Source organism: Rheinheimera pleomorphica (assembly GCF_011634895.1).
GTDB classification, from domain to species: domain Bacteria; phylum Pseudomonadota; class Gammaproteobacteria; order Enterobacterales; family Alteromonadaceae; genus Alishewanella; species Alishewanella pleomorphica.
This window is the reverse complement of sequence record NZ_SIRR01000031.1, coordinates 66,925-93,877: the sequence shown is the minus strand read 5'-3', so window position 1 is coordinate 93,877 and position 26,953 is coordinate 66,925. Positions and strand designations below refer to the sequence as shown.

At 51.6% G+C, this 26,953-nt stretch carries 23 protein-coding genes; 11 read left to right on the top strand and 12 right to left on the bottom strand.

Annotated features, from left to right (window positions below; translation table 11 throughout):
- Positions 1-135 precede the first annotated feature (135 nt).
- Positions 136-2,235: an elongation factor G gene (fusA, locus tag EYB30_RS16740; protein WP_410200351.1), complete on the bottom strand. Its 2,100-nt coding sequence runs from the start codon at positions 2,233-2,235 to the stop codon at positions 136-138.
- Between the two features lie 512 nt (positions 2,236-2,747).
- On the opposite strand from fusA, the gene EYB30_RS16735 reads away from it, so the two are divergent.
- The 7 genes from EYB30_RS16735 to murI all read left to right on the top strand — a co-directional run bounded on the left by EYB30_RS16735 (position 2,748) and on the right by murI (position 6,388).
- On the top strand, positions 2,748-2,990 hold the full coding sequence (locus tag EYB30_RS16735) for a type II toxin-antitoxin system VapB family antitoxin (protein ID WP_206674677.1): 243 nt from the start codon (positions 2,748-2,750) through the stop codon (positions 2,988-2,990).
- On the top strand, positions 2,987-3,364 hold the full coding sequence (locus tag EYB30_RS16730) for a type II toxin-antitoxin system VapC family toxin (RefSeq protein WP_166840341.1): 378 nt from the start codon (positions 2,987-2,989) through the stop codon (positions 3,362-3,364). The genes EYB30_RS16735 and EYB30_RS16730 overlap by 4 nt, the downstream gene beginning before the upstream one ends.
- Positions 3,357-3,698 (top strand): nuclear transport factor 2 family protein, encoded by a 342-nt coding sequence (locus tag EYB30_RS16725; protein ID WP_166840338.1) that lies wholly within the window; start codon positions 3,357-3,359, stop codon positions 3,696-3,698. Before EYB30_RS16730 ends, EYB30_RS16725 begins: the two co-directional genes overlap by 8 nt.
- A 269-nt stretch (positions 3,699-3,967) precedes the next feature.
- Positions 3,968-4,387, top strand: coding sequence for a Tse2 family ADP-ribosyltransferase toxin (locus tag EYB30_RS16720; protein ID WP_166840335.1), 420 nt, complete (start codon positions 3,968-3,970; stop codon positions 4,385-4,387).
- On the top strand, positions 4,380-4,598 hold the full coding sequence (locus EYB30_RS16715; RefSeq protein WP_166840333.1) for a hypothetical protein: 219 nt from the start codon (positions 4,380-4,382) through the stop codon (positions 4,596-4,598). Before EYB30_RS16720 ends, EYB30_RS16715 begins: the two co-directional genes overlap by 8 nt.
- Before the next feature lie 227 nt (positions 4,599-4,825).
- Entirely contained in the window at positions 4,826-5,467 is a 642-nt protein-coding gene (locus EYB30_RS16710; RefSeq protein ID WP_166840331.1) for a hypothetical protein, read from the top strand.
- A gap of 132 nt (positions 5,468-5,599) precedes the next feature.
- Positions 5,600-6,388: a glutamate racemase gene (gene murI, locus EYB30_RS16705; RefSeq protein ID WP_166840329.1), complete on the top strand. Its 789-nt coding sequence runs from the start codon at positions 5,600-5,602 to the stop codon at positions 6,386-6,388.
- A gap of 58 nt (positions 6,389-6,446) precedes the next feature.
- Here murI and rimO read toward each other — a convergent pair whose 3' ends face one another.
- From rimO to EYB30_RS16655, 10 genes are all read right to left on the bottom strand, one after another.
- Positions 6,447-7,850: a 30S ribosomal protein S12 methylthiotransferase RimO gene (gene rimO, locus EYB30_RS16700; RefSeq protein ID WP_166840327.1), complete on the bottom strand. Its 1,404-nt coding sequence runs from the start codon at positions 7,848-7,850 to the stop codon at positions 6,447-6,449.
- Positions 7,851-8,073: 223 nt separating this feature from the next.
- Positions 8,074-11,220, bottom strand: coding sequence for an efflux RND transporter permease subunit (locus tag EYB30_RS16695; RefSeq protein WP_166840325.1), 3,147 nt, complete (start codon positions 11,218-11,220; stop codon positions 8,074-8,076).
- Between the two features lie 11 nt (positions 11,221-11,231).
- Entirely contained in the window at positions 11,232-12,470 is a 1,239-nt protein-coding gene (locus EYB30_RS16690) for an efflux RND transporter periplasmic adaptor subunit (protein WP_166840323.1), read from the bottom strand.
- A gap of 4 nt (positions 12,471-12,474) precedes the next feature.
- Positions 12,475-13,758 carry a TolC family protein gene (locus tag EYB30_RS16685; protein ID WP_166840321.1) on the bottom strand — a complete coding sequence of 428 codons (1,284 nt, stop codon included), beginning with the start codon at positions 13,756-13,758 and terminating at the stop codon, positions 12,475-12,477.
- A 51-nt stretch (positions 13,759-13,809) separates the two neighbouring features.
- Positions 13,810-14,145 carry a cobalt transporter gene (locus EYB30_RS16680; protein WP_241698070.1) on the bottom strand — a complete coding sequence of 112 codons (336 nt, stop codon included), beginning with the start codon at positions 14,143-14,145 and terminating at the stop codon, positions 13,810-13,812.
- An 82-nt stretch (positions 14,146-14,227) separates the two neighbouring features.
- Positions 14,228-15,163: a ribosome biogenesis GTPase YlqF gene (ylqF, locus tag EYB30_RS16675; RefSeq protein ID WP_166840319.1), complete on the bottom strand. Its 936-nt coding sequence runs from the start codon at positions 15,161-15,163 to the stop codon at positions 14,228-14,230.
- Positions 15,164-15,266: 103 nt separating this feature from the next.
- Positions 15,267-15,548: a hypothetical protein gene (locus EYB30_RS16670; protein ID WP_166840317.1), complete on the bottom strand. Its 282-nt coding sequence runs from the start codon at positions 15,546-15,548 to the stop codon at positions 15,267-15,269.
- A gap of 143 nt (positions 15,549-15,691) precedes the next feature.
- Positions 15,692-16,804: a CsiV family protein gene (locus tag EYB30_RS16665; RefSeq protein WP_166840315.1), complete on the bottom strand. Its 1,113-nt coding sequence runs from the start codon at positions 16,802-16,804 to the stop codon at positions 15,692-15,694.
- Positions 16,801-20,277 carry a transcription-repair coupling factor gene (gene mfd, locus EYB30_RS16660; RefSeq protein ID WP_166840313.1) on the bottom strand — a complete coding sequence of 1,159 codons (3,477 nt, stop codon included), beginning with the start codon at positions 20,275-20,277 and terminating at the stop codon, positions 16,801-16,803. The genes EYB30_RS16665 and mfd overlap by 4 nt, the downstream gene beginning before the upstream one ends.
- Before the next feature lie 36 nt (positions 20,278-20,313).
- Complete coding sequence (locus tag EYB30_RS16655) at positions 20,314-20,913, bottom strand: PilZ domain-containing protein (protein ID WP_166840311.1); 600 nt, start codon at positions 20,911-20,913, stop codon at positions 20,314-20,316.
- Between the two features lie 96 nt (positions 20,914-21,009).
- Here EYB30_RS16655 and EYB30_RS16650 point away from each other — a divergent pair, with 96 nt between their 5' ends.
- The 3 genes from EYB30_RS16650 to EYB30_RS16640 are packed head-to-tail and all read left to right on the top strand — an operon-like array spanning position 21,010 to position 24,116.
- Positions 21,010-22,209 carry a lipoprotein-releasing ABC transporter permease subunit gene (locus EYB30_RS16650; RefSeq protein WP_166840309.1) on the top strand — a complete coding sequence of 400 codons (1,200 nt, stop codon included), beginning with the start codon at positions 21,010-21,012 and terminating at the stop codon, positions 22,207-22,209.
- Entirely contained in the window at positions 22,202-22,885 is a 684-nt protein-coding gene (lolD, locus tag EYB30_RS16645; protein WP_166840307.1) for a lipoprotein-releasing ABC transporter ATP-binding protein LolD, read from the top strand. The genes EYB30_RS16650 and lolD overlap by 8 nt, the downstream gene beginning before the upstream one ends.
- Positions 22,878-24,116, top strand: coding sequence for a lipoprotein-releasing ABC transporter permease subunit (locus EYB30_RS16640; protein WP_166840304.1), 1,239 nt, complete (start codon positions 22,878-22,880; stop codon positions 24,114-24,116). Before lolD ends, EYB30_RS16640 begins: the two co-directional genes overlap by 8 nt.
- Positions 24,117-24,131: 15 nt before the next feature.
- Here EYB30_RS16640 and EYB30_RS16635 read toward each other — a convergent pair whose 3' ends face one another.
- Positions 24,132-24,659, bottom strand: a complete 528-nt coding sequence (locus EYB30_RS16635) for a DUF2062 domain-containing protein (RefSeq protein WP_166840302.1) — start codon at positions 24,657-24,659, stop codon at positions 24,132-24,134.
- 64 nt (positions 24,660-24,723) lie between these two features.
- On the opposite strand from EYB30_RS16635, the gene EYB30_RS16630 reads away from it, so the two are divergent.
- Complete coding sequence (locus EYB30_RS16630) at positions 24,724-26,931, top strand: DNA internalization-related competence protein ComEC/Rec2 (RefSeq protein ID WP_166840300.1); 2,208 nt, start codon at positions 24,724-24,726, stop codon at positions 26,929-26,931.
- Positions 26,932-26,953: the final 22 nt, after the last annotated feature.

The following is a 26,953-nucleotide window of genomic DNA, read 5'->3' as shown; positions in this document are numbered from 1 at the left end:
TTAGCCTAACAGTGTAGCGGGGGAAAACTATGATGGGGATCAAGCGGTGGTATCCAGTGCGGTAAATTCAAACATTTTTAGGCAATAAAAAAGCCCCGCTGTGTTACCGGCGGGGCTTTTTCTAGCAGCTAGAACTTAGTTTTTAGCGGCTTTCTTTTCTTTTTCTTTGGCAATTACCGCATCCGCTACGTTAGTAGGACAAGGCGCGTAGTGTGAGAACTCCATAGAGAACTGACCACGGCCTGATGTCATAGTACGCAGGGTAGAGATATAACCAAACATTTCTGAAAGTGGTACGTCAGCTTTAATACGTACGCCAGTCACACCAGCTTCCTGGCCAGAGATCATGCCACGACGACGGTTTAAGTCGCCGATAACATCACCTACGTGATCTTCCGGCGTGAACACGTCCACTTTCATGATTGGCTCAAGCAGCTGTGGACCTGCTTTAGGCATAGATTGACGGAAAGCACCTTTAGCGGCGATTTCGAACGCGATAGCAGATGAGTCAACCGCGTGGAAGCCACCGTCGAACAGTTCAACTTCAACGTCCAGTACCGGGAAGCCAGCCAGAGGACCGGTTGCCATCATAGACTCGAAGCCTTTTTCGATAGCCGGGAAGAACTCTTTTGGTACGCTACCACCAACAACGGTAGAGGTGAACTTAAAGCCAGAGTTCTGCTCGCCCGGACGAATACGGTAGTCGATTTTACCGAACTGACCCGAACCACCAGACTGCTTCTTGTGGGTGTAGCTGTCTTCAACTTCACGGGTAATGGTTTCGCGGTAAGCAACCTGAGGCTGGCCTACTACTAACTCAACACCGTAAGTACGCTTTAAGATATCTACTTTGATATCCAGGTGTAATTCACCCATACCTTTAAGGATGGTTTCACCTGAGTCAACGTCAGTTTCAACACGGAAAGTTGGATCTTCAGAGACCATCTTACCGATAGCAATACCCATCTTCTCCACTGAACCTTTATCTTTTGGCGTAACAGAGATAGAGATTACCGGCTCTGGGAATACCATTGGTTCCAGTGTGCAAGGGTGCTTAGGATCACACAGGGTGTGACCGGTCTGGGTGTTGTTTTTCATACCGACGATGGCAATGATGTCACCAGCCTGCGCTGTGGTCAGGTCAGTACGGTCATTAGCGTGCATTTCAACCATACGGCCGATACGCTCGGTTTTACCAGTGAACGAGTTCAGGATGGTATCACCCTTGTTCAGTACACCAGAGTATATACGTACGAAGGTCAGGGCGCCGAAACGGTCATCCATGATCTTGAACGCTAACGCGCGGAACGGCTCATCTGGTGACACGATAGCGTGCTGGCCAGTCTCGTTACCTTCTTCGTCAGTCAGTGGCTGTGGAATAACTTCAGTTGGTGACGGTAAGTAATCAACAACAGCGTCTAACAGTAATTGCATACCTTTGTTTTTAAAGGCAGAACCACAGTACGTTGGGAAGAATGCCAGGTCGCGGCAACCTTTACGGATACAACGCTTGATATCTTCAATTGAAGGCTCTTCACCTTCCATGTAGGCCATTAACAGGTCGTCGTCTTGCTCAACGGCAGTTTCGATCAGTTGCTGACGGTACATTTCAACGTCATCAGCCATATCAGCTGGTACGTCGGTGACAGTGTAGTTTTCTGGCTGGCCAGAATCATCCCACACGTAAGCTTGTTTGGTTAACAGATCAACCACACCGGTAAAGGTGTCTTCGCGGCCGATTGGCAGCGTCATGATCAATGGGTTAGCGCCCAGCACTTTTTTAACCTGTTCGGTTACGCGGATGAAATCAGCACCGATACGGTCTAATTTGTTTACGAAAATCAGACGTGATACTTCAGCGTCGTTCGCATAACGCCAGTTGGTTTCTGACTGAGGTTCAACACCGCCAGAGCCACAGAATACGCCGATACCGCCATCCAGTACTTTCAGTGAACGGTATACTTCAACCGTGAAGTCAACGTGACCCGGGGTATCGATAACGTTGAAACGGTAACCTTTCCAGTAACAGCTTACGGCTGCTGACTGAATAGTAATACCACGCTCTGCTTCCTGCTCCATAAAGTCAGTAGTCGATTCACCTTCGTGAACTTCACCTAATTTATGGATCTTACCGGTCAGTTTCAAAATACGTTCGGTAGTTGTGGTTTTACCGGCATCAACGTGAGCGAAGATACCAATGTTTCTGTATAACGATAAATCAGCTGCCATAGTCATCTCTATAAGCTTGGGGTTTGAAAATAGTGCGACAATATACAGGATTTTAAATCGATTTGCCCGAAAAAAAATTATCCTGCAGTGCAAAATTTTTCGCTTAGCGTCAAAGCAGCGCTACAGTGCCGACTTTAGCAAAGGGTAAGCAAAGCTTGCCTGGCTTAGCCGGTATCCCGGTGCTGATATAACTTTGATGGGGCAGCGACATTTTAGTCACGTTGGCTTTGCTAACCTGGCAGTGTTGCATCAAGCAAACACAGCGGATGGTTGAAGGAGAGCAAGATGGGCAGGCAATTGAGACAAGTATCGGGGTTAATACTGTGTGCAAAGGGCGCGTTACAGCTTAGCAGCAACCCAGCTCACCAGCACCAGTCGGGCGGGGCGTCATCTCATGGTTATGGCCTGGGCTTGGGAATCGTGCAACGGCTGTGTGAGCGCCATGGCTGGTTGTTTGCGCTGCACGTTGACGGTTCGCGAGTAGCCGCCAGTATTTCATGGTGAAGATGCCAGTTTTGATGCATACTTATGCTTTATCTGATGTTGAGGTCGATATGCGTACCACAGTAACCATTGACGATGAGTTATATCAACAAGCGCTGGCGTTGGCTGAACCGGATATGGATAAAGCTGAGTTGTTTCGTGAGGCGATAAAAACCTATATTCGGGTGCAAGCCGCCCGTCGACTGGCAGCACTGGGCGGTACCGCCCCCGATATGCAACAACCTAAACGGCGCCGTGCTGAGCCTGCCGGGGCATGAGCGTATTAGTCGACACTTCTGTTTGGGTTAGTCATTTTCGGCAGCACAATTTGGTGCTGGTAGAGTTACTACAGGCTGATCTGGTTTTAACTCATCCGCTTATCGTATTAGAGCTGGCATGTGGTACACCACCGGCACCCCGCCAGCGAACATTAGCAGCGTTGCGGTTGTTACGTCAGGCTCAGCAGCCGGCCTTACAGGAAGTTGCTGATTTTATTGAACGCGAGCGACTCTACAATCAAGGTTGCTGTTCGGTTGATATGATATTGCTTTGTGCCACCTTATTAACTCCGGGCACAACACTTTGGACACAAGACAAAAGCCTGCAGCAATTAGCTAAGCGTTTTGGCATAGCGTTTAAGCAACATGACTGATAATACTGCCCCGGTACAGCGTCAGTTGGATGCGTACAATGCTAAAGATCTCGCCGCCTTTATCAGTTGCTACCACAACGATATTGCTATTTACCGTATGCCGGCAACGCAGCCTTCTTTAAAAGGCCGCGCTGCACTGGAAGCCTTTTATAAAACCGAACGCTTTAGCATAGCCGCGCTGCGCGCCGAAGTACTGCAGCGTATGGTTGTAGGTAATAAGGTTATCGACCACGAAAGGGTATATGGCATGACCGAGCAACCGTATGACGTAATGGTGGTGTATGAGGTACAAGACGGCCTAATACTAAACGCCTGGTTTTATCCTGTTGGGTGAATAGCGTCGGAAACGATCTTTATGCGTCAAAAGCAGTTATGCAACTTAATTTTGTTTGGATCACCAAATTTCTGCCACTCAAATTTAAGCTATCAAAGTTGGGTCACAGAGTAAAACTACCGCGCTGGACAGCACCAATTTACCTAATTTAATTATTTCTATGAAATCCATAGCAATTGTTTCTTTTGGTGTTTTGTGTATATTTAGGTTTAATTAAATGTTTTTTTTAGGTTAAAGTGAGGGGTGTTCACTGGCAAAGGAGGTTTCACGTGATCAGTTTCGAGCTGCTTTATATTGAAAATTTTGAAGAGCTACAACGGCCGCTGTATCGCAGTGGTAATTCTGTATCACCCGGTTTTAGCGAAAGTCGGGCGTTAAAAGATATTGTTACGTACGAGCGTGCTGGTATAGCTTACGTCAAGGCTAATGGTAATGGGTTCTCTACGTTTGATCACATCACTACAGGTATGAAACGCCAAGGAAAAAACGTATGGATGATAAAAAAGGGCATTCCGATTCCTGCTGGCTTGAAGATAGTGCATGATAGAACACCAACCAAAACAGGGCATTTTATGATTGCACCGGAAACTGATATGCCATTGATGAAGTACATCGGGCTGTTGCAGGAGCTTGGAGGGGATATGTCTAAATGTGTAAAACTAACACCGCAGGAGATTTTAAATGGCTAAGTTAGATGGTTTGGCAATACCGATGATCAAGGGTGACTGGCGTTTAGTTATAGAAGCGCTTGAGCAACGTTTGGCGTCAAACTTAAGCATAGATCTGGATAGCGTAGATGAAGATGAAGCTGCTGAGATATCAGAGGATATAGACCGGCTTGAAGGTATTCTTGGTTACCTGAAGTCTGAATACGAAAAAGAGTATGGTCAGGTCTATTAAGAAACAGGCAGTTAGGGCTGCCTGCTTGGTCTGGTAGGTAGGACATCGCGCCGAGCCAACATGATCTAAAAGGGTCCTGATTATGCATAATTGCTTAACCACAAAAAAGACTTAAATTACGCGCCGCTAACAAGTAATTATTATCGTCAGCTAAAAGCGCTGCCTGCGACGTCAACCCGCTGCGCGACTTTCCGCGCTAAATTTAGGCGTTCTACGCAAGGAAAGTCATGACTCCAGAGCATAAGTTCCATTCATATGTAACGACATTAACAATCATGGTTATGTATTTTATTATTTCAGAATTAGTTCCGATTATTGATGGTGTGGGCGATAGCTCAATGTACTTGAAACCTCTGGTGAGTGTTCTTTCGGCGTTCGGGCTATATGGGTTATTTGCAAAGGTTATGAATGGCATCGCATGTAACTGGAATTGGCTTAAAAGACATCTACTGGGGCCGACTTATTTGAACGGCACTTGGGTAGGAAGATTTATTAATAGCCAAAATGAGGAAAAGATTACGGTAGAGTTTTTTGAGCAAACTATGTCATCCCTTACTATCCGTGGTGAAGCCTTCAATTCAGATGGTTCAACGTATGCTCAATGGACATCTATTGCGGCATCAATTAATGAGCGCAATGGCGTTCTCACCTACACCTATACATGTGATTCACACATCGATTATTCTACGTTTCAGGGGATAGGGGTCTTTAGTTTCGAGCGTAAAAGCGCTCATCTGCCACCGACCTTTATCAAAGGGTATTCGGCAGATATCAACGATGGTGTCAGAACAGAAAACCGAGAAAAACGCATTTCAGAAAAGTTACTTGAATTACATGAGGCTTACGAGCTTGCCAGGCAAAACGTATAACACGTTGGCGAAGACATTTCTGAAACTAAAGTGCTGTGCAGTCAGCTAAGGTTTAACTGGCTGTGGCACAATGTTGCGCATTACAATTGCCCCCACCTTAGAGATTACAGCGCTGTGCACACGGAGCCTTTATTGCACCAACACCAATCGATAGGCGTATTTGACTCAGGCGTTGGTGGACTGTCGGTGGCGTGGGCTATTCGTCAGTTATTACCGGCAGAAAGCTTGTACTATTTCGCCGATACCGGCTATGCACCTTATGGTGAAAAAACCGATAGCGATACTTATCAGCGTATGCAAGCGATTACCCGGCATTTGCTGGCCTGCGGTGTAAAGGCGATAGTGGTGGCGTGCAACACGGCAACCACGGCGGCGATTAAAGAGTTAAGAGCGCAATATTCGCTGCCAATTATCGGCGTAGAGCCTGGCGTAAAACCGGCGGTACTGGCCAGTACAACCGGCGTAGTAGGGGTGCTGGCTACGCCGCGCACTTTGTTAACACCAGCCTTTGCCAGTTTAAGCCAGCGCTATGCGGGTAAGGCCCGGGTATTGCTGCAACCTTGTCCGCAGCTGGTGCCAATGATAGAGGCGCTGGAGCTAGATAGTGCAGTGATGCGCGAGCTGGTAGCTGGCTATACTCAGCCGCTGCTGGCACAGGGCGCCGATACCCTGGTGCTGGGCTGCACGCATTACAACTTTATTGCCGATGTTATCGCCGATGTTGCCGGGCCTGGCATCAACATAGTGCGCACTGAAATGGCGGTGGCAAAACAGCTGCAGCACCGCTTGGCACAAATGCAGCTGCTAAACAGCGGGGCAGTTGGCAAAGCAGACTGCTTTTACAGCAGCGGTGATGCTGGCCTGTTTCACCGCCAGTTGCGGCGGTTATGGCCTGCTGCTGCCACCGCTTTGCCGCTGTAATGCCAATAAAAAAACAGGCGGCCTAAGCCACCTGCTGCGGTTGTTTAAAGGCCTGCGGTTATTCGGCCACCGATGCCCATAAGTCGTATTCGTCGGCTTCTTCTACCACGGCGTCGATTATATCGCCCGCTTTAACCTTGGTTAAACCGTTTAAATACACCGCGCCGTCAATTTCCGGCGCGTCGGCAAAGCTTCGGCCAATGGCGCCTTCGTCGTCTACTTCGTCAATCAGCACTTTAATGGTTTTGCCAATTTTCGCCTGTAAGCGGGCAGTGCTGATAGCCTGCTGGGTTTGCATAAAGCGGTGGTAACGTTCTTCCATTACCTCATCCGGCACCGGATCGGGTAAATCATTGGCCTTAGCGCCTTCTACCGGGCTGTATTTAAAGCAGCCGACGCGGTCGAGCTGGGCTTCTTTAAGCCAGTCAAGCAGCAGCTGGAAATCTTCTTCGGTTTCACCGGGGAAGCCAACAATAAAGGTAGAGCGGATGGTCAGCTCTGGGCAGATTTCTCGCCATTTTTTAATCCGCTCTAATACTCGGTCGGCCTGGCCCGGGCGTTTCATCAGCTTTAAAATACGCGGGCTGGCATGCTGAAATGGAATATCTAAATACGGCAGTACCTTGCCCTGTGCCATCAGCGGAATAATGTCATCGACATGTGGGTAGGGGTAAACATAATGCAGACGTACCCAAATACCCATCTCACCCAGCGCTTCACACAAGGATTGCATTGAGGTTTTTACCGGCTGGCCATTCCAAAAACCGGTGCGGTGTTTTACATCGACGCCATAGGCGCTGGTGTCTTGCGAGATAATCAGCAGCTCTTTTACACCCGCGTTTTTTAAGCGCTGTGCTTCATCTAACACTTCACCGACCGGGCGGCTGACTAAATCGCCCCGCATCGACGGAATAATGCAGAAGGTACAGCGGTGGTTACAGCCTTCAGAGATTTTTAAATAAGCATAATGCTTTGGTGTTAGTTTCACGCCGTGATCCGGCACCAGCATGGTAAAAGGGTCATACTTGGGCTTAGGCACAAACTCATGTACCTGTTTTAATACGTTTTCATAGCTGTGCGGGCCGGTAATGCCCAGTACACCCGGGTGTACTTCGCGGATTTCATCTTCGCGCGCACCCAGGCAGCCGGTCACGATCACTTTGCCGTTTTCGGCTAAGGCTTCGCCGATGGTTTGTAATGACTCCTGCACCGCGCTGTCGATAAAACCGCAGGTGTTAACTATTACCAACTCGGCGTCATCGTAAGTTGGCACTATGTTGTAACCTTCGCTTTTAAGCTGGGTAAGAATACGCTCTGAATCCACCAGGTTTTTCGGGCAGCCAAGGCTGACAAAGCCGATGGTATTACCTTGGCCGCTAGCAGTTTTTGCCTGTTGGCTCAAGGTTTTACCGGCGGTGTCTAAGGTTGTGGTCTGGCTGGGATCAAAGGTTTGTACTGTCATAGTGTCTCTTAACGTCGGCTTAGCCTAAAAAAAGTCGGCGGATTATACCTGAAAGCGTGGCAAGAAACAGGTCGTGCTGGTTAAATTTTGACCCGTTTGCGGTTATTTTGCTGCAGCAGCGTAGAATTGCTGAGTACGGTTAAGCATAACGCTAACAACGGCAGACACAGCAACAGGCGGATAGCCGCGATGCTATCCGCCGGGAGTACGGTGTTGCCGGACGTTAGATGCTGGCCTGCTGGCCGGTTTTACTGGTGTGTTGATGCATCAGCCGGTACAGCGCCGGTAAAATAACCAGCGTCAGCAAGGTTGAGGTAATAATACCGCCAATGACAACGCTGGCCAGTGGCCGCTGAATTTCGGCGCCGGTACCGCTGTTAAACGCCATCGGCACAAAGCCAAGACTGGCTACCAGCGCCGTCATCAGCACTGGCCTTAAACGCTGCACTGCGCCTTGTGTAATCGCATCGGTCAGCGCCATGCCTTGCTCGCGTAGCTGTTTGATCATCGCCATCATGACCACGCCGTTAAGCACAGCGATACCGGATAACGCAATAAAGCCCACCGCAGCCGAAATAGACAGTGGCATATCGCGTAGCAGCAATGCAGCAATGCCGCCGGTCAGGGCAAGGGGTACGCCGCTAAACACGATCAGTGCATCTTTGGCAGAATTAAGCGCGCTAAATAACAGGCCAAAAATTAACAGCAAGGTTAGCGGCACCAGCCACTGTAAGCGAGCTGTTGCCGACTGCAGCTGCTCAAAGGTGCCGCCGTAGCCCAGCCAGTAGCCGGCCGGCAGGCTGAGCTGGCTGTTCAATGCCTGCTGCGTATCTGCGATAAAGCTGCCTAAATCACGCTCTGCTACGTTAGCTGTTACCACTATATTGCGCTTACCACTTTCGCGGTTAATCTGATTCGGCCCAGTCGATTGCACCAATTGCGCTACTTCCCCAAGTGGCACATAGGTCATTTCGCTGGCGGCATCTGTTGGTAACGCCACCGGCAGGCGCGCTAACGTCGCCAAATCAGTGCGCTGCGACTCGTGCAATCGCACCAGCAGCGGAAAACGCTTATCGCCATCGAAAATCTGCCCCAGCACCAGACCGCCAACGGCGGTTTGCAGCGTTTGCTGCACTGTGGCAACATCAATACCCAGTAACGCCAGATGCTCGCGTTCTGGCTCAACCGACAACAGCGGTAAGCCGGTCGCTTGCTCCATGCGCACATCTATCGCTCCAGGCACAGTGGCTAAAATAGCACTGGCTTGTTCGCCCAACGCTTTGAGCTTTTCCAGATCATCGCCATAAATACGCACCGCCACGTCGGTTCTGACACCAGCGATAAGCTCGTTAAAGCGCATTTCAATCGGTTGGGTAAACTCGTAGTTATTGCCGGGTACGGCCTGCACTTTTTGCCGCAGTAACTCCACAAAGGCGGCCTTGCTTAACGCCGGATCCGGCCATTGCGCCTGCGGTTTGAGGATAACAAAGGTGTCGGCCACGCTCGGTGGCATCGGATCGGTGGCAATCTCAGCAGTCCCAATTTTTGAGAACACCCGCTCTACCTGTGGTAACGCCATGATCTCCTGCTCCAGCATCTGCTGCATTTTTACCGCTTGCTCAAGGCCGGTACCAGGCACCCGCAGTGCATGCAGCGCCACATCACCCTCATCCAGTTGGGGCATAAACTCGCTACCCATTTTCGCCGCAGCATAGCCGCCCAGCCCAATTAGTAGCAGTGCCAGTAAAGCTGCCGTGCCACTGTAATGCAAACTAAGCTTAAGCACAGGCTGATACGATGCTTTAAGGCGCGCCAGCAGGCGGCTATCCTGTTCAGCGACTTTGCCCCGTACCAACAGCGCAATGGCGGCCGGTACAAAGGTAACCGCCAGGATCAAGGCACCTAACAAGGCGGCAATAACAGTAAAGGCCATCGGATGAAACATTTTGCCCTCAACACCGGACAAGGCAAAAATCGGCAGAAACACCAGCATAATAATCAGCACACCAAAGACGGCAGGGCTGAACACTTCCCGGGTGGCGTGATATACCACCTCAAGCCGCTCAGCTGCGCTTAGCAGCCGTTGCTGCTGATGTTGCGCCATACCCAAACGGCGCAGGCAGTTCTCCACCACGATAACAGCACCATCGACCATCAGGCCAAAATCAATCGCCCCCAGGCTCATCAGGTTACCGCTAACCCGGTTCAGCGCCATACCGCTGATGGCAAATAGCATGCTAAGCGGAATAACCAGGGCGGTGATAAAAGCGGCGCGAATATTCCCCAGGAAGATAAACAGCACGACGATAACCAGCACGGCACCTTCAAACAGGTTTTTTTGTACCGTCTGGATAGTTTTATCCACAAGGCTGCTGCGATTGTAAACAGCAACGGCCTGCACACCGTCAGGCAAATGCAGATTAATTTGCTGCAGACGCTGTGCAACGCGTTGTGAAACGGTGCGGCTGTTCTCACCGCGTAGCATAAACACGGTGCCAAGCACCGTTTCTGCACCGTTTTGCAAGGCGGCACCGGTGCGCAGCTCTTTGCCGATAAACACCTCAGCGACATCACGTACCCTTACCGGTGCATCATCGCGTTTTGCCAGCACCAGATTAGCAATATCATCGATACCGCGCAGTTGGCCCGGCGAGCGCACCAGCCACTGCGCGCCGTGGCGTTCAATATAGCCTGCACCGACATTGGCGTTATTGCGGCTAAGCGCGGTTGCTAAATCATCCAGCGTCAGTTTAAAGGCCAGCAGTTTGCCTACATCCGGTGCCACCTGATACTGGCGTACATAGCCGCCAATTGAGTTTACTTCGGTCACACCACGCACTTTTACCAACTGGGGTTTAATGGTGTAATCCTGCAAGGTGCGTAGATCTTCCGGGCTGTAACGGGTGCCGTCCGGCTTACGCGCATCGGGCGTTGCTGTGACCGAGTACATCAGAATTTCGCCCAGCCCGGTGGTTATGGGCCCCAGCGCCGGTTCGGTTTCTGGCGGTAGCTGTGAACGTACACTTTGCAGCCGTTCACTGATTTGTTGTCTGGCCCAGTAAATATCGGTGCCATCTTCAAATACCACCGTCACCTGCGACATGGCATAGCGTGACAAAGAGCGGGTATATTCCAGCTTTGGCAGGCCGGCCATGGCATTTTCAATCAGCAGGGTAAGCCGCTGCTCTGTTTCCAGCGGCGAGTAGCCGGGGGCTTCGGTGTTGATTTGCACCTGTACATTGGTAATATCCGGCACCGCATCCATTGGCAGGCGCTGTGCATGCCAAATGCCAAGTGCTGCCATCAATAAAGTCAGGCCCAGCACCAGATAACGCCTAGACAACGCGAATTTTAAAATCAAATCAATCATGGCAGGCGCTCCTAATGATCATGGCTGGCGCCAGCTTTTTCAACGTCTGCTTTAAGCAGGTAACTATTGTCGGTGGCGTATTCGGTGCCCGGCTTTAAGCCCGACAACACTTCAATATAGTCATCATCTTCTATGCCAAATTCAGGCATCCGCACTTCAAAGGTGTTACCGATGCGGGCAAACACCACCGGCCTATCGCGAAATGACTGAATAGCACTTTTACGCACGGCAATGGCCACCTCACGCTCAGCCACCAGAATATCCGCTTTGACATGCATACCTGGGCGCCAAAGGCCGTTGCTGTTATCAATCACGGCTCTGGCGCGGGCGATATGGCCATCGGTCATGGCGGGGGCAATAAAGCTGAGTGTGCTTTGTACACTCTGAGCACGGTGCAGGTTAAATACTGTCACTCTCTGGCCTGACTTAAGCTGTTGCAAATCAGAAGGGAAGGCTGATAATTCAACAAACACCCGGCTGAAATCGACAATTTCCAGCAGGCTTTCGCTGCCAACGACCTGGCCCGGATTAACCTGCCACTTAGTGATAACGCCGTTGGCCGGTGCTGTTAGGGTAAATGCCTGTAATGTGGTGGTATTGAACAGCTTTAGCAGTGGCTGGCCTTGTTCTACCTGCTGTCCCAATTCAACCAATACCTGTTGCACCTGAGCGGCATAGGGCGACTGCACCTGATATTGCCGGCTCGGGTCAACAGCAACCACACCAAACAAATGCACTTGCTGCGCCAGCAAACGCGTTGTAGCCAGCTCGGTTTTCAGCCCGCTAAGCTGTATCATCCGATCGCTCAGTTCCACCCGGCCTTCAAACGAGTCGTACTGCCACTGAAAGGTTTTGCCCTGATAGCTGGCGCTGACGGATACACCGTAAGAATGGGGCTCTGCAATGGTAGTATTGCCTAGCAGATAGTTATCCTCGGGCATAAAGTTAAGCACGTTCTGCTCGCCATCCAGCCGTGACAGCGTGACTTGCAGCTGCACATGCTCAGGCGGTACCGCGGTGCCTGCCTGATAGCTAAACACCCGCATTTCCGGTGGTACGCCGGATTCGAAAATACTTATTTCAACAGCAAAATCATCTTGTTGTAACAGACGGCCGCCGTGTGGGCCTTCTGGTGCTTCCTCAGCGCTATGCTCTTCAGCATCGTGATGACCTGGTCCGGCAAAGGCGCTTTGTAATAAGGTACTTAACAGCAGCAGACTGACAATTAAACAACGGTTAAAAATAGGCATAACATCACTCCAAAGCAGATAGACGAACCGGGCCTGATACGGTAAGGCTCTGGCCGGTTAAGCGTTCAAGTTCAAGTAGTTGCAGATGAAAGCGGCTTTGTGCGCTAACCAGGTCCACCTCGGCCTGGTGCAATTCCTGCTCAGCAGAGAGCAAGCTAAATAAGTCCACCTGTCCCTGCTGATAACCCCGCTCGCTGAGTTGTTGTAACTGCGCAGCCTTGGGAATAAGCGCGCTTTGCAATACGCTGGCGTACTGGCGTAACTGTTCCAGCTCCAGATAAATTTGCTGTACCAGCAATCGCAAGGCCGTATGAGTTTGCTGTTGCTGCAGTTGGCTGAGCTCAATGTGCGTGTTGGCGGCTAAACGTGCGCCAGCACTGACATCATTTAACTGCCACGGCATCGAAAACCCTAATACAAAAGCCGTGTCGTTATTGCTCTGTGTGCGGCGTATGCCCGCAGTTAGACTGATATCGGCGCTTTGCCCGGCCTGGGCCAGGCTTAACTGCGCCTGGTGCAGGCGGCTTTGGCTAACAAACTGCGCTAAGCTGGGTGACTGCAACAGACTGCGTTGTAGCTCAGCCAGTGCCGGCAACAGCGGCAGCGACTCCAGTGAGCCTTCGACCTGGGTAAAGTTGGCCGCTTCACCCCAGTGTGCGGCTAATTGGGCGCGGCCAAGTTCCAGCGCATTATCTAAGGCGGTAAGCGCCAATTGGCTGCGAATAAGCCGCAGCTCCAACCTGCTGACATCGGCGTCACTTAAACTGCTGGCCGCCGCCCGTTGTTTGGCCAGCGCCAATAAACGCTGTTCGCGTGCTAAGCGCTGCTGCTGCAGTTGCTGCTGTTGCTGTAGCGCTACCTGATGAATATAGCTGCGGGTGGTGGCCGACAACACATCAAGCCGGCTGATTTCAAACTGTTGCTGTAGCAAAGTGTGTTGCCACTGGTTTTTTTCCAGCCGGTATGTCCGTTTATCCCCCATTTCAATTAACTGACTCAGGGTTAGCGTCAGCTCCGCATTTTTCAACCCACGGCTGCTACCGGTGCCGGCAATATTTTCCAGGCTGACAGCAAATTCCGGGGTGGGGGTTAACGCCGCCTGCAGCTGCTGCGCTTCATTTAAACGCAGCTGATAGGGGTACTGTTGCAGCGCCGGTGCCTGTTTAAGGGTTTTCTCCAGCGCCTGCGCCAGGCGTAATGCCTCGCCGGCCAGCGCTTGCGGTAACACAAGCCAAGATACCAGACACACCATGACGGCCGTCATAGGTGCGGTAAATCTCATACGCATAGGTATGCTCCTGATTAATATTCAACAATAAAGACAGTGAATTAAGCAGGATCAGGCATTAGGTGGTGGTACGGCGGGCTGATAACTGATGGCGTTAAAAGACGGGGTAATAGCGGCTATCGCGCTGGTATTGGCTGGCGCTGCATCAAACCGATAATAATAAGCAATATGGCAGCTAACATGGGCGTGATGCAGATGGTTGTGCTCGTCGTCTTGTGCTGTCGTGTCAGCATGCGACGCAGACGCTGTCGTTGGCTCATGACTGTGTGATGAGCTGGTGTAGCTATGATGGTGATCAGGCAAGTGCATTACCATAGCATCACAGGCTAACACTGCATGGTTTAGCATAATTAACAGCAGTAGTATTAAGCCTGAGATAGGGCGCAATGATAATTTCCTGAAAACATGACGGCGTTATAGTAGCCTTGTAGCGTGCTGGCGGCAAGCATCATGACGCCAGCTAGCGCTACTAGCGGTATTTTCGCTGTGCTTTACGTTTACGCTCGGCTTCGCGCTCGGCTTTTTCTTTGGCTTTTGCGCCTTCCTCCGCTTTCGCGTCAATTTGTTCCTGGCTCACCATTTCCGGCGTTTCCAGTGTAATGGGGCCCAGGTTACCGGCGCGCAGCTCGGTAATTAAAATGCTGCCGGCTTTTTCTAAATCAACGATACCGCCTTTGCGCATCGCGCCGCGTTTTACACCTATGGCATCCATCAGGGCTAAATCGTTTTCTGGTTGCTCTGTTAAGCCAAAGCGTTGCATAACTGCTGCCGGGTAGGCTTTTAGCAGGTAGTCGGCGGCAAACATGGCAATATCGGCATAGTCAAATACTGTGTCTTTAATGGCGCCGGTCACCGCCAAACGGTAGCCACAGGTAGGCGGGCTAAGCTTGGGCCATAAAAAGCCCGGCGTGTCGGTTAAAATAACATTATTGTCCAGCTTAATGCGCTGTTGCATCTTGGTGACACCGGCTTCATTGCCGGTTTTGGCAATGGTGCGCCCGGCCAGGGTGTTAATTAAGGTGGATTTGCCCACATTAGGAATGCCCATAATCATTGCCCGGGCACCGCGAATGTCCAGGTTACGTTCGGGCAGCATGTCGTTACATAACTGCAATAAGGCTTTAATTTGTTCCGGGTTTTGCTGGCTTATCGGTATGGCTTTAATACCGGACTGGCTGTCAAAATGCTCAACCCAGCGTTTGGTCAGGGCAGGGTCTGCCAGATCGGCTTTGTTTAACACTTTAATACAAGGCGTATTGCCGCGCAGCTGCGGTACCAGTGGGTTTTCGCTGGAAAACGGAATACGCGCATCAAGCATTTCGATAATAATATCGACTTGGGGCATTACCTCGGCAATTTCTTTGCGGGCCTTGTGCATATGGCCCGGAAACCAGTTAATGGACATCCGTTGCTACCTATCAATAACAAATAATACACAGCGGCCGCGCTGAAACAGAAACGCCCACTGCAAAATGGGCGCTATGATAACTTAAAAGGCCGGTGGGATGTTAGTGCAGCACAAACTGGTAAAAGCTAAGTACCGATAGTGGTGCTAATAAGGCCGAATAACAGGCTACACCAGGTAAGCGGATAATGCCAAGATTGCGAAATAACAACAACAACTGAAACAAGCCCAGCAACGGCGGTAACAGCGTAAGCCAGATACTGCCGCTTAACGCAGGAAACAGCCAGCCCAGCAACGGATTGCAGCTGGTGGCGAGTACTAACAACGCCAATAACAGCAAGTACTGTGTCGGAGTAAACTCCGGTATTGGGATTAAATCATCCATAATGCTCTGCGAGAAGGTAACACTGTGCGGATAATATAGGAAAATAACATGGCATTTACCCGCACCGTTTTGTTTAAAAATGTAATAACGCGGCAAGCTTAGGCATTTGTCACCGTTTTAGCAATGCCTTTGCCATAAATTTATTACTCTGTTAGCAATTTGTGCTCGGTTTCATCCGTAATCTCTGGCTGTGGTGGCTCAAAACGCCGGATCTGCAGCACTATGCCAAGGTAGGGGTGATCCAGATAATGTATTTCGCCGCTGATCACCCGCCGGCTTTGCCGCACATGAATGGTTTTTAGCTGCTCAGCAGTGGGTAATCGTAAATTAAACTCAGTATTTACAAACAGGTAATGGTCAAGATGTAGCTTAAACAAGCCGTCGAGCTGCCATACCTGATCCGGCAGCTGGCCGGGTGTCAGCAGATTGTTACTGCTGATACTGTCAAGCGCAGTGTTGCTGCTGTCCGGCAAACGGCTGTTGGCGTTTAATTGTTGTAGCAACAGCTCAATATTGTTAAGCAGCTCATCGGCTGTATCGGGCTGAGCTGCCGGCAAGGGCGTCTCAGGCTGTGGCGACGTACTGTCTGTGTCGCTGATTGGTATTAGCGGCTGGCCCCAATAGTCAAATTGCTGACTGAAATTTTGCCCGGCAAACCAGCGGCTGGCAATAGCGCGCCGCTCGGTTACCGGTGCCTGGCGCCAGGCCGTATGCAGCAGCAAAGTAGTGCCAGGCAATCGTTTGATTTTACTGGCGATATCGCCAAGTTGCAGCGCGCTGTCTTCCGCCAGATAAGGCCCGGGCTGATGTTGACCGCTGCCACTGACGGCATAATCAATCTGCTGTGGGTAAGGCACTTTATTGTTGATGCGCCGTGGTTCAAACAGGCTGCTATGCTGCCAGCTGTATGGTTGGGGTTCGATAATACATAAGCTGCGCGGCATGGTGAAGGTCACTGGCTGGCTGTCTGGCTGTGCTACAGCGGCAGGGGGGCATAACGGCAGCTCTGATAGCAGCGTATCCAATTGCGGTTGATAGCGTGCTGTCAGCAAGTCATAGGCCCGGCCCGGTTTAATCGGCGTTACCGTATCATTAAATTGCTCTTGCAGCATCACCGGCGGCGTTTGACTAAACACCAGCATTTCCACTTCAAACCAGCGTTGTTCCTGGGCTTGCACTGTGTTTATTAGCGCAGTGCCCAGCGTAAAACACAGCCAGCTGGCGCTTATTGCACTGTAACGGACAGCTTTCGTCATTTTTCTACCTTATGTCTGGCAAAGTCGGACAACATATTGGCTATCAGACTTAAGCGTTCGGCACCGTCGTTTGACGCTATACTAAAGCGCAACTTCTGGCCGCCTTCAAGCTTAAACACCCGAGATTGTTTTTGAATAAGTTCAATAATATACGCCGGAGACACGGCGGTTTTATCACTAAATTCAACCAGACCGCCTTTATTGTTGGCTTCAATACGACGAATACCTAATTGCTCGGCCTGCAGTTTAAATTCAGACAAGGCGACCAGATTTTTCGCCGCATCGGGCAGCAAACCAAAACGGTCAATCAGTTCTACCTGCACGTCATCCAGCTCGTCATTGCTGCGCGCTGAGGCCAGTTTTTTATAACAGGATAAACGCAGGTTAACATCCGGAATATAGCTGTCGGGCAGCAGGGCCGGGATGCGCAGTTCAATTTCAGTTTGCTGGCTGAGCATAGCATCTAAACTGGGTTCACGGCCGTTTTTCAGCGCGTTGACGGCTTGTTCCAGCATATCCATATACAAGCTAAAGCCGACTGACTCGATCTGGCCGCTTTGTTCATCGCCCAGCAGCTCACCGGCACCGCGAATTTCCAGATCGTGTGTGGCCAAGGCAAAGCCAGCACCTAAATCTTCCAGGCTGGCAATGGCCTCCAGCCGTTTTTCAGCATCCTTCGTTAGCCGTTTCGGTGGCGGCGTTAACAAATAGGCATAGGCCTGGTGATGTGAGCGGCCAACCCTGCCACGTAACTGATGCAGCTGCGCCAGGCCGAAGTTATCGGCCCGGTTAATAACAATGGTATTGGCGGTGGGTACATCGATACCGGTTTCAATAATGGTAGAGCACAACAGCAGGTTAAAGCGCTGGTGGTAAAAATCAGACATGATTTGTTCCAGCTCGCGCTCGCGCATCTGGCCGTGCGCTATGCCAATGATGGCTTCAGGCAGTAATTCGGCCAGTTCAGCGGCGGTTTTTTCGATGCTGGCAACATCGTTGTGTAAAAAGTACACCTGGCCGCCGCGCAATATTTCCCGCATCACGGCTTCGCGAATAAGGCCTGCCTCATACTCACGGACAAAGGTTTTTACTGCTAAGCGTCGCGCCGGTGGCGTGGCAATTATGGATAAGTCGCGCATGCCGGACATCGACATATTCAGCGTACGCGGAATAGGCGTAGCGGTAAGGGTTAAAATATCAATATTGGCGCGCAGCGCTTTAATTTTCTCTTTTTGCCGCACACCAAAGCGGTGCTCTTCATCAACAATCAGTAAGCCCAGATCATGCAGCTTAATGTCGTCCTGCAGTAGTTTGTGCGTACCAATTAAAATATCCACTTTGCCGTTCTCTACATCCTGCAAAATGGTTTTTTGCGCTTTCGCGCTGACAAAGCGTGATAATACCTCAACCCGCACCGGCCAGTTAGCAAAGCGGTCTTTAAAATTGTCAAAATGTTGCTGTGCCAATAGGGTAGTGGGTACCAATATGGCCACCTGTTTGCCATCGTTGACAGCGACAAAGGCGGCGCGCATAGCCACTTCGGTTTTACCAAAGCCGACATCGCCGCATACCAGGCGGTCCATTGGCTGCGGGCTTTGCATATCGCGCAGCACAGCGTCAATAGCATCTTGCTGATCGGCAGTTTCTTCAAACGGGAAGCTGTCAGCAAAAGCCAGATATTGCGCTTCGTCAATGCTAAATGCATAGCCCTGATGTGCGGCGCGCTGGGCATAGACATCCAGCAATTCGGCCGCCACATCACGCACTTTTTCGGCCGCTTTACGGCGTGATTTCTCCCAGCTGTCGTTGCCAAGTTTGTGCAGCGGCGCATGTTCGGCATCACTGCCGCTGTAACGGCTAAGCAGATGCAAGGCGGTAACAGGCACATATAACTTGCTGCTACCAGCGTATTCAATGGTAACAAATTCGGCGCTGATACCGCCGGCATCGAGCAATTGCAGGCCCTGGTAACGGCCAATACCGTGTTGCAGGTGCACAACCGGCTGGCCAATATTCAGCTCGGCCAGGTTGCGGATCACGGTGTCGCTGGACACCTGCTGGCTGCGTTTACGCCGCCGGCGCTGGCTGATTTTCTGACCAAACAGCTCGTTTTCACTGATCAGCGCCAGTGGCGTGGGTTGTTGTAAAAAGGCGCCTTGCTCCAGTGCGCCTACCACGATACCAACATCATCGGCGCTTTTATAAAACGCCTGCAAATTGTCAAATTGCGATATATGCATGCCAGCTTTATGCAATAGTTGCAGTAAGCTTTCACGCCGGCCTTCGCTTTCAACAAAAAACAGCGCCCGGCCATGTTGTTGCTTTAACTGCAGAATAAACTGCTGTAATGCCTGCAAAGGGTTGTTTTGTTGATGATTAACCGCTAATGACGGTAAAGGCGCTAACGCCAGATTAGCCTGGCCGGCACGCGACGGTAGCTCTGCCTGGCTTAAGCGAATACGGCTGTAGGCTTTTAAACCGGCAAACAGCTGATCGACCGACAGGTACAGCTCTGACGGCGGCAATATCGGCCGCAGTAAATCTATCGCTCTGTCATCATAACGGCGTTTTAGCTCGAGCCAGAACTTGTCGGCGCTGTGCTGGATATCGCCCAGTAACAAGGTGCGGCTGCTCGCCGGCAGATAATCAAACAGGCTGGCGGTTTTTTCGGTAAATAGCGGCAGATAATACTCAATACCGGCCGGCAGCATACCCTGGCTAACCTGTTGATACAGCGATTCTTTCTCGTTTCGGGCGTTAAAGCGTTCGCGATAGCCGATACGAAAGCGTTCAATGGCCGCCTGATCCGTTGGAAATTCATGTGCCGGCAGTAGCTCAATAGCATCAACCTGCGCCAGACTGCGCTGGTTATCCGGGTCAAAGGTACGGATGCCGTCAACTTCATCATCAAAAAAGTCGATGCGATACGGCGTATTAGCCCCCATAGGGTACAAGTCGAGAATAGAGCCGCGCACAGAAAACTCGCCGTGCTCCATCACTTGTTCCACCGCCCGATAGCCCACAGCAGTGAGGCGGCGTTTTAAGGCGGCTAAATCAACCTGTTGGCCTTTGCTGATTAAAAAGCTGTGTAATGCCAGATAATCCGGATGACACAGCCGCAGCAGCAAAGTGCTTACCGGCACGATCACCAGGCCCTGGCGTAAACCGGGGAGTTGATGCAACGTTTTCAAACGTTGCGAGACAATATCCTGATGTGGTGAAAACACATCGTAAGGCAGGGTTTCCCAGTCGGGCAGGCTAAGCAGCGGGCAGTCAGCGTGCTGGCAGAATACGCTCAGCTCCTGTTCCAGCCGCAACGCGGTTGGGGTATCGGGTACCAATAATACGTAGGGTGCCGGTTGCTGCTCAATCAGCTGTGCTATTGCCAGCGGCAGCGCAGCGCCTTGTAAATTGCCCCAGTGTAACTGGTCTGCCGGCTGTTTTATCTGTGGTAATGCGAAAATAAGATCCATGTAAAACGGTTAACCTTAACTACCTTAAAGCCACTGTTAAGAAGATGTGTGTTGCTGACGTTGCTCAGCTTTTTGTTTTAATAAGCGCGACTGCTGATGCAGGCTGGCGCGGACAATCAGTTCGCGATCTTCATCTCTGATGCGGGAAAATACAACCTTTATCTGCCATTTATCTGCCTGTGGCTGACAACTGACCACCTGACCGTAGCAAAACACTGCGCCATCATTGTTATCGAGAAATAATTTTATCTCCAGTACCTGCAGCGGTGTAAAGGCGCTGTCTGCGATAAAGCAGCAGCCGCTGCCACCATAGCTTTGTGTGCTGTAGCGCTGAGCGCTGTCATCTTGCTGTTTCAGTACATAATGCAGTAGCAAGTCAATTTTGCGGGCCTGCTGCTGCAGATAACTGGCCAGCTCTTCTGCCAGCTCACCCAGCCGGTGCAGAGAGCGCAGTGCCGAGCTGTTCAGGCTGTTTACATCAGAGGCCAGTAAAAACGGTGCCGGAATGGCATTGAGCAGCGCCGCTTCATCGGGCAAAGCACCGGCAATGGCACGGGCATTCAGGCTGATACCGTGTTCAACACTAAAATAATCCTGATAGGCATCTGTTAGCTGCTCTAATGTTAACTCACTCATGGCGCTACCCTTGCAAGCTGCTTGTCACGACAAACAATAATCTCTATGATCGACGCCACTTTACCATCTAACGCAGGCCTTGTCCTGAATATTAGGATGCCGTTGCCAGTCAGTTTATTTATCGGTTTGCGCTATAGCCAAAGCCGCAAAGGTAATGCCTTTATCTCATTTATTACGCTGTTTTCGGTGGCCGGTATTTTTCTCGGCGTAATGGCGTTGACTATTGTCAGCTCCGTGATGAACGGTTTTGAGGGCGAGCTTAAAAAGCGCATTTTAGGTGTCATACCGCATCTGGTGGTGAGCGCGCCTGCTGAGTATGTTGAGCAGTGGCAAACGCCGCTGTTACGCCAGCCACAAGTGCAGCAGGTTACCCCCTTTTTGCAAGCCGAAGCGCTGGTGCAGTCGCCCAGACAGCTGACCGGTGTGTTATTGCAGGGGGTAAAAACAGACGCGTTACCCGATTTTATGCGCCAGGCGTTGTTGCTTGGTGACTGGCAGCAATTTGCCAGCCAGCGTTATGCCGTTGTGCTGGGGCGGGCGCTGGCGGAGCAGCTGGAAGTCAGCGTGGGTGACAAGCTACGTTTTATGCTGCCGCAGGCCGGCAGTTATACGCCAATGGGTTGGGTGCCGCGTCAGCGCCTATTTACCGTAGCGGGTATTTTAGATACCGGCTCGGATGTTGATAAGCTGGTAGCGCTGACCGGCCTGGCAGACTTGCAGCGTTTACTGGGCAGCAGTGCTACAGCCTCGCAGTGGCGTGTTACCTTAACCGAACCTTTTGCGGCGCCGGAGCTGGCGCAGCTACTGGCACAGGACAGCCAGTTGCAGGTACAGGACTGGCGGCAAAGCCATGGCAAATTGTTTGCAGCAGTGGCGATGGAAAAAGCCATGATGTGGCTGATGTTACTGCTGATTGTCGCGGTAGCGGCATTTAATATCGTATCGGCATTGGTGATGATGGTGACCGATAAACAGGCCGAGATCGCCATTTTAAAAACCCTCGGCATGAGCGACCGGCAACTGTTTAATGTGTTTGCTGTGCAGGGGCTGAGCAATGGTGTGGCCGGGGCTCTGTCCGGCGCCGTCGCCGGGGTGTTGCTATGCTGGCAGTTAAACCCGCTGCTGAGTGTACTGGGGCTGCAATTAGCGCCCGGCGTTATGCTGCCGGTAGATATCCGGTTTGGTCAACTTTGTTTAATTTTGCTCAGCGCCATCAGCCTGACCTTGCTGGCCGTGTGGTATCCGGCCAGACGTGCGGTGAGCATTAACCCGGCGGAAATTTTACGCGATGAGTAATGTACTGACAGCCACCCAGATCTGCAAAAGCTACCGTGACGGCCAGCAGGTTACCCAGGTATTGCATGGTGCTGATTTGCGAATTGAGCGCGGCGATATGCTGGCGATAGTCGGCAGCTCGGGGTCGGGCAAAAGTACCTTGCTGCACATTCTGGGCACTTTAGATAAAGCCGATAGTGGGCAGCTGAGTATTCTGGGCCATGACATTGCCAAACTTAGCGTGGCGCAAAAAGCCCGGCTACGGAATGAGCAACTGGGCTTTATTTATCAGTTCCACCATTTATTGATGGATTTTACTGCGCTGGAGAATGTCGCCATGCCGCTGTTAATCCGAGGTCTGAAAGCCGCTGAGGCTAACCGCCGTGCGATGACGATGTTAGAGCGGGTGGGGTTGTCGCATCGGGTGAGTCATCGTCCGGCTGAGTTAAGTGGTGGAGAACGCCAGCGGGTAGCGATTGCCCGCGCCCTGGTCAGCGAGCCGGCATTGGTGCTGGCGGATGAACCCACCGGTAACCTGGATCAGCACACGGCTGAAACCGTCTATCAGTTGCTGCGCAGCTTAAACCGCGAACTGGGCACCAGCTTTATTGTGGTGACGCATGATTTAGCACTGGCGTCTAAACTGGACAGCTACCAGTTGATGCGCGATGGCCATCTGGAGAGAGCAGATGGCTAATCTGGCCTGGCAACTGGCAAAGCGTTACCGCAATACCCGCCATAGCAGCGGCTTTATCCGCTTTATCTCGGCCAGCTCTACCTCAGGCATCGCGCTTGGAGTGGCAATTTTAATTCTGGCGCTATCGGTAATGAATGGCTTTGAACTGGCACTGAAACAGCGGTTATTGTCGGTGATCCCGCATGTTGAGCTGGAGGCGGTGCAGCAAAAAATTACCGATTGGCCGCGCAAACAGCAACAATTTGCTGCGGTTGCCGGCGTTGAAGCCGTTGCGCCCTACATTAAAACCAATGGCATGTTGCGCTTTGGCGCCGCGGTTAAGGCGGCCGAAGTGCGTGGCATAGCGCTGGATGCGGAGCGGAAAATCAGCGATTTTGCCGGTTACATCAGTGCCGGCCAGTTAGACACGCTGGCCGATACTGATGTTGTATTGGGACAGGGCATTGCCGATGCGCTGGGGGCGAAGGTTGGCCAGCAGGTACAATTGCTGTTACCTAAGCTGACTGACGATGGCCGCCTGGCCAGTCATGCCAGTACCAGTTTAACCGTCAGCGCTATTGTTGCCGTGGGTGGTCAGCTTGACTACAGCCAGATCTGGCTGAGCATGCCAACACTAGCGCAATTGCTGGAGTTTCAGCCGGACGCCATACAGGGCTTTGCGTTTCGGCTGCACGATGTGTTTGCAGCACCGGCGCTGGCTCGCGAACTGGGCCGCGTATCTGAGGACTATGTTTATCTGTTGGACTGGTTTCGCACGCAAGGCCATGTCTATCAGGATATTCAGATGGTACGCAGCATTTTATACCTGGTACTGGCACTGGTGATAGCCGTGGCCTGTTTTAATATTGTTGCCACCCTGGTGATGGCGGTGCGGGAAAAAGAGGGCGATATTGCCATTCTGCTAACGATGGGCGTATCACCGGCGACCATTATCTTTACCTTTATGTGGCTGGGCTGGCTTAATGGCCTGGTCGGCAGCCTGCTTGGCGCTGTAGCCGGCGTACTGCTGGCCAGTTATATTGAGCCGATATTTGCACTGCTTACGCAATGGCTGGGGCAGTCGCTACTGGACCCAAGTATTTACTTTATCAATTTTATTCCATCGTTATTGCAATGGCAGGACGTGGTGCTGACGCTGGGGGTGGCATTACTGATGAGCTTGCTGGCAACTTTATATCCGGCCTGGCGCGCCAGTAAAGTGCAGCCCGCGCGGGTGTTGGGGCAGCGCTAGCTTTCTGTTTGTTCGTTAATGTGGATGGCGTTTGCGTTTTAGCGCCCGCAGCAGCTGCGATTTACGTATTGATAAGCGCCACAACCAGTCAATAACAAAGTAACCCACAATGGCAGAACAAATGCCCATCAGCAGGCAGCCGGTTAAAAACGGTTTGCCAATGGTAGCGATACTGTGCTGCAACCAGGCCCAGCTGGCTTCAAAAGCAAAGGGCTCCATTGGTGTGCGCAGTGTGACCGTGCCGACCAGATAAGCAATATAAAATAAAATCGGCATGGTCAGCGGGTTAGTGACCCAGACCAATGCCACCGACAAGGGTAAATTAACCCGCAACGGTATAGCCACCGCCGCCGATACCACCATTTGAAAAGGTATTGGCATCCACGCAAAAAATAAGCCGACGGCAAAAGCGCCGCGCGCCGAGCGCCGGTTTAAATGCCATAAATTGCCGTCATGCAATAGCGAGCCAAATATCTTTAATAGCTTCTGCTGCTTGATTTTCTCAGGCGATGGTAGATATTTCTTAATAAAGTTCTTTGGCATTACAACCTATTCACAAAAAACAAACATGAAATCTTTTTGTATTGGTGTGCTCGCTGGCTGCCTATTGTCATTATTTTTGCCAATAGTGCCACCCTTTTTCACGCTATTTTTGCTGACGGCCAGCATTTTTATCGTGTTGGCCTACCGGCAATGGTGTTTAGCAGGCGTAGCGGCGTTCTTTATTTGTTGGATCTGGCACTATACGGCCTATGTTCAGGCCCAGCAGCAGATGCTAAGCATGGCATCGCCGCTGACCGGAGTCATTGTTGGTACGCCAAAACATTATGCTGAGTATAGCCAATTCCACTTTAAGCTTGATAGTGCGCCGGGGCGTAATTATCAGCTGATATTAAACTGGAGCGCACCTGCGACGGTGTTGCGCCCTGGGCAGCGCTGGCAACTTAGCGCCCGCTTAAAGCCGGTGGCTGGTGTCGCAAACCCTGGCGGTGTCAATCGCGAGGCGCAAGCTTTATTGCAGCAGGTGCTGGCGCAGGGCAGTGTCGATACCGCAACCGAGCCTAAGCTGCTGGCACAGCAGTTTAACTTGCGCCAATATTGGCTGGATAAAATGCAGGGTGCGACGGCCGCGCTTAATACCGGCCCTTTGTTGCTGGCGCTGACGATGGGAGAGCGCCAGTTTAGCCGCGAGCTGTGGTTGGGGCTGCAGCAGTCGGGGCTGGCACATCTGGTGGCAATATCCGGCTTGCATATTGGTTTAGTATTCGGCTGGGTGCTGTGGCTGTTGCGTATTGTACCCTGGCCGCTGCGCTATCTGGCCTGGCGCCGGCCGCTAGCTTTGCTGGTGGCGATGTTAGCCAGCTGCAGCTATGCCTGGTTGGCGGGGTTTGCCATACCAACGGTGCGGGCGATGCTGGCGCTGCTACTGTTAGTGGTCGCGCTGTTGCAGCACAGAAACCTCAGTTACAGCCATTATTGGCTATTGCTATGCGCAGTGCTGTTGCTGGCAGAACCTTTTTTGGCGTTAAGCAAAAGCTTTTGGCTGTCAATGTTGGCCGTTGGCGTGATCTTTTTTTTGTTATGGCAGCATGGCCCGGCCAGGTTAAGTCGCTGGCAACGCTTGCTGCTGTTTCTGCGCTTTCATATCAGCCTGAGCCTGTTTATGGCATTGCTTAGTGTATTGATGTTCGGTGGCAGTTCAGCCTTGACGCTGTTGTCTAATTTGTTATTTGTGCCCTGGTGTACGCTACTGGCTATTCCGTTACTGTTACTAGGCCTGCTGGCAGAGCTAACCGGCTTACCCGGGCGCAGCCTGCTGTGGCAGTTGTGCGATACGGTGTTTCAACCGTTGCAGTGGTGGTTGAACTGGAGCGCCAGCCAACAGAGCTGGTGGGCCGTGCCGGATGTGCCGCTGCTATCGATTGTGGCACTGGCACTGGTGTTGCTAGCACTGTATCTCAGTGGCCGCCGCTGGTTATACAGTGCGCTGGCGCTGTCACTACTGCCTTTGCTGCTGGCCTTTCACCGGCCGGTGCAGTGGCAGCTGCATCTTATCGATGTCGGGCAGGGGCTGGCGGTATTGCTGCAGCATGGCCAGCGCGGCTTATTGTACGATGCCGGCCCGCGTTATGGCAGCCATAGCGCTACCGCAGCGCAGGTATTGCCCTATTTACGCAGCCGGGGAGTGCGCCAGCTGGACTATTTGATTTTAAGCCATGATGACAGCGATCATACTGGCGACTGGCCCTTGCTGCTGACGCACTATCCGCAGGCGCAAATATACAGCGATATTAGCCATATTGATGCGGCAAGGCCTTGTGCCCAATTGCCAAAGCAGTTTGGCGCAGCCCGGTTAACCCTGCTGGACAGTCAGGGCGATTTCAGTAGCAAAAATGATCGCTCCTGTGTGCTACTGATAGCGCTTTATCAGTGGCGTATTTTATTGCCCGGTGATATTGGCCAGCAGGTTGAGCAGCAGCTGTTGGCGCGTTACCCACAGCTGCAGGCGCATGTGTTGGTACTGTCGCACCATGGTAGTAACAGCTCCAGTCATTATGCGTTTTTGCACCAGCTGGCACCGATGCTGGCATTGAACAGTGCCAGTTTATACAACCGGCACCAGCACCCGGCACAAGCTGTGCAGCTGCGGTTGCAGCAGCTTGGTATTCCGCTGCTGAATACCGCGCAAAGCGGTGCTATCCGGCTGAATATTACTGAGTCAGGTATCGTCATAAAGCAATACCGTGCACAAAGAATCCCCTATTGGTTACAAAAGCCGGTGGGAAATGCTGAAACCTTAGACGCAACACGCTAGAATAAGCCATATTTTATCTGCA

What these genes read in the sequence shown, in the direction of transcription:
- rimO (WP_166840327.1), bottom strand. Translation starts at nt 7,850, where the DNA reads ATGACAGTACAAACCTTTGATCCCAGCCAGACCACAACCTTAGACACC.
- fusA (WP_410200351.1), bottom strand. Translation starts at nt 2,235, where the DNA reads ATGACTATGGCAGCTGATTTATCGTTATACAGAAACATTGGTATCTTC.
- EYB30_RS16665 (WP_166840315.1), bottom strand. Translation starts at nt 16,804, where the DNA reads ATGACGAAAGCTGTCCGTTACAGTGCAATAAGCGCCAGCTGGCTGTGT.
- EYB30_RS16715 (WP_166840333.1), top strand. Translation starts at nt 4,380, where the DNA reads ATGGCTAAGTTAGATGGTTTGGCAATACCGATGATCAAGGGTGACTGG.
- EYB30_RS16725 (WP_166840338.1), top strand. Translation starts at nt 3,357, where the DNA reads ATGACTGATAATACTGCCCCGGTACAGCGTCAGTTGGATGCGTACAAT.
- EYB30_RS16735 (WP_206674677.1), top strand. Translation starts at nt 2,748, where the DNA reads ATGCATACTTATGCTTTATCTGATGTTGAGGTCGATATGCGTACCACA.
- lolD (WP_166840307.1), top strand. Translation starts at nt 22,202, where the DNA reads ATGAGTAATGTACTGACAGCCACCCAGATCTGCAAAAGCTACCGTGAC.
- EYB30_RS16635 (WP_166840302.1), bottom strand. Translation starts at nt 24,659, where the DNA reads ATGCCAAAGAACTTTATTAAGAAATATCTACCATCGCCTGAGAAAATC.
- EYB30_RS16685 (WP_166840321.1), bottom strand. Translation starts at nt 13,758, where the DNA reads ATGCGTATGAGATTTACCGCACCTATGACGGCCGTCATGGTGTGTCTG.
- ylqF (WP_166840319.1), bottom strand. Translation starts at nt 15,163, where the DNA reads ATGTCCATTAACTGGTTTCCGGGCCATATGCACAAGGCCCGCAAAGAA.
- mfd (WP_166840313.1), bottom strand. Translation starts at nt 20,277, where the DNA reads ATGGATCTTATTTTCGCATTACCACAGATAAAACAGCCGGCAGACCAG.
- EYB30_RS16670 (WP_166840317.1), bottom strand. Translation starts at nt 15,548, where the DNA reads ATGGATGATTTAATCCCAATACCGGAGTTTACTCCGACACAGTACTTG.
- EYB30_RS16690 (WP_166840323.1), bottom strand. Translation starts at nt 12,470, where the DNA reads ATGCCTATTTTTAACCGTTGTTTAATTGTCAGTCTGCTGCTGTTAAGT.
- EYB30_RS16650 (WP_166840309.1), top strand. Translation starts at nt 21,010, where the DNA reads ATGCCGTTGCCAGTCAGTTTATTTATCGGTTTGCGCTATAGCCAAAGC.
- EYB30_RS16655 (WP_166840311.1), bottom strand. Translation starts at nt 20,913, where the DNA reads ATGAGTGAGTTAACATTAGAGCAGCTAACAGATGCCTATCAGGATTAT.
- EYB30_RS16695 (WP_166840325.1), bottom strand. Translation starts at nt 11,220, where the DNA reads ATGATTGATTTGATTTTAAAATTCGCGTTGTCTAGGCGTTATCTGGTG.
- EYB30_RS16730 (WP_166840341.1), top strand. Translation starts at nt 2,987, where the DNA reads ATGAGCGTATTAGTCGACACTTCTGTTTGGGTTAGTCATTTTCGGCAG.
- EYB30_RS16640 (WP_166840304.1), top strand. Translation starts at nt 22,878, where the DNA reads ATGGCTAATCTGGCCTGGCAACTGGCAAAGCGTTACCGCAATACCCGC.
- EYB30_RS16710 (WP_166840331.1), top strand. Translation starts at nt 4,826, where the DNA reads ATGACTCCAGAGCATAAGTTCCATTCATATGTAACGACATTAACAATC.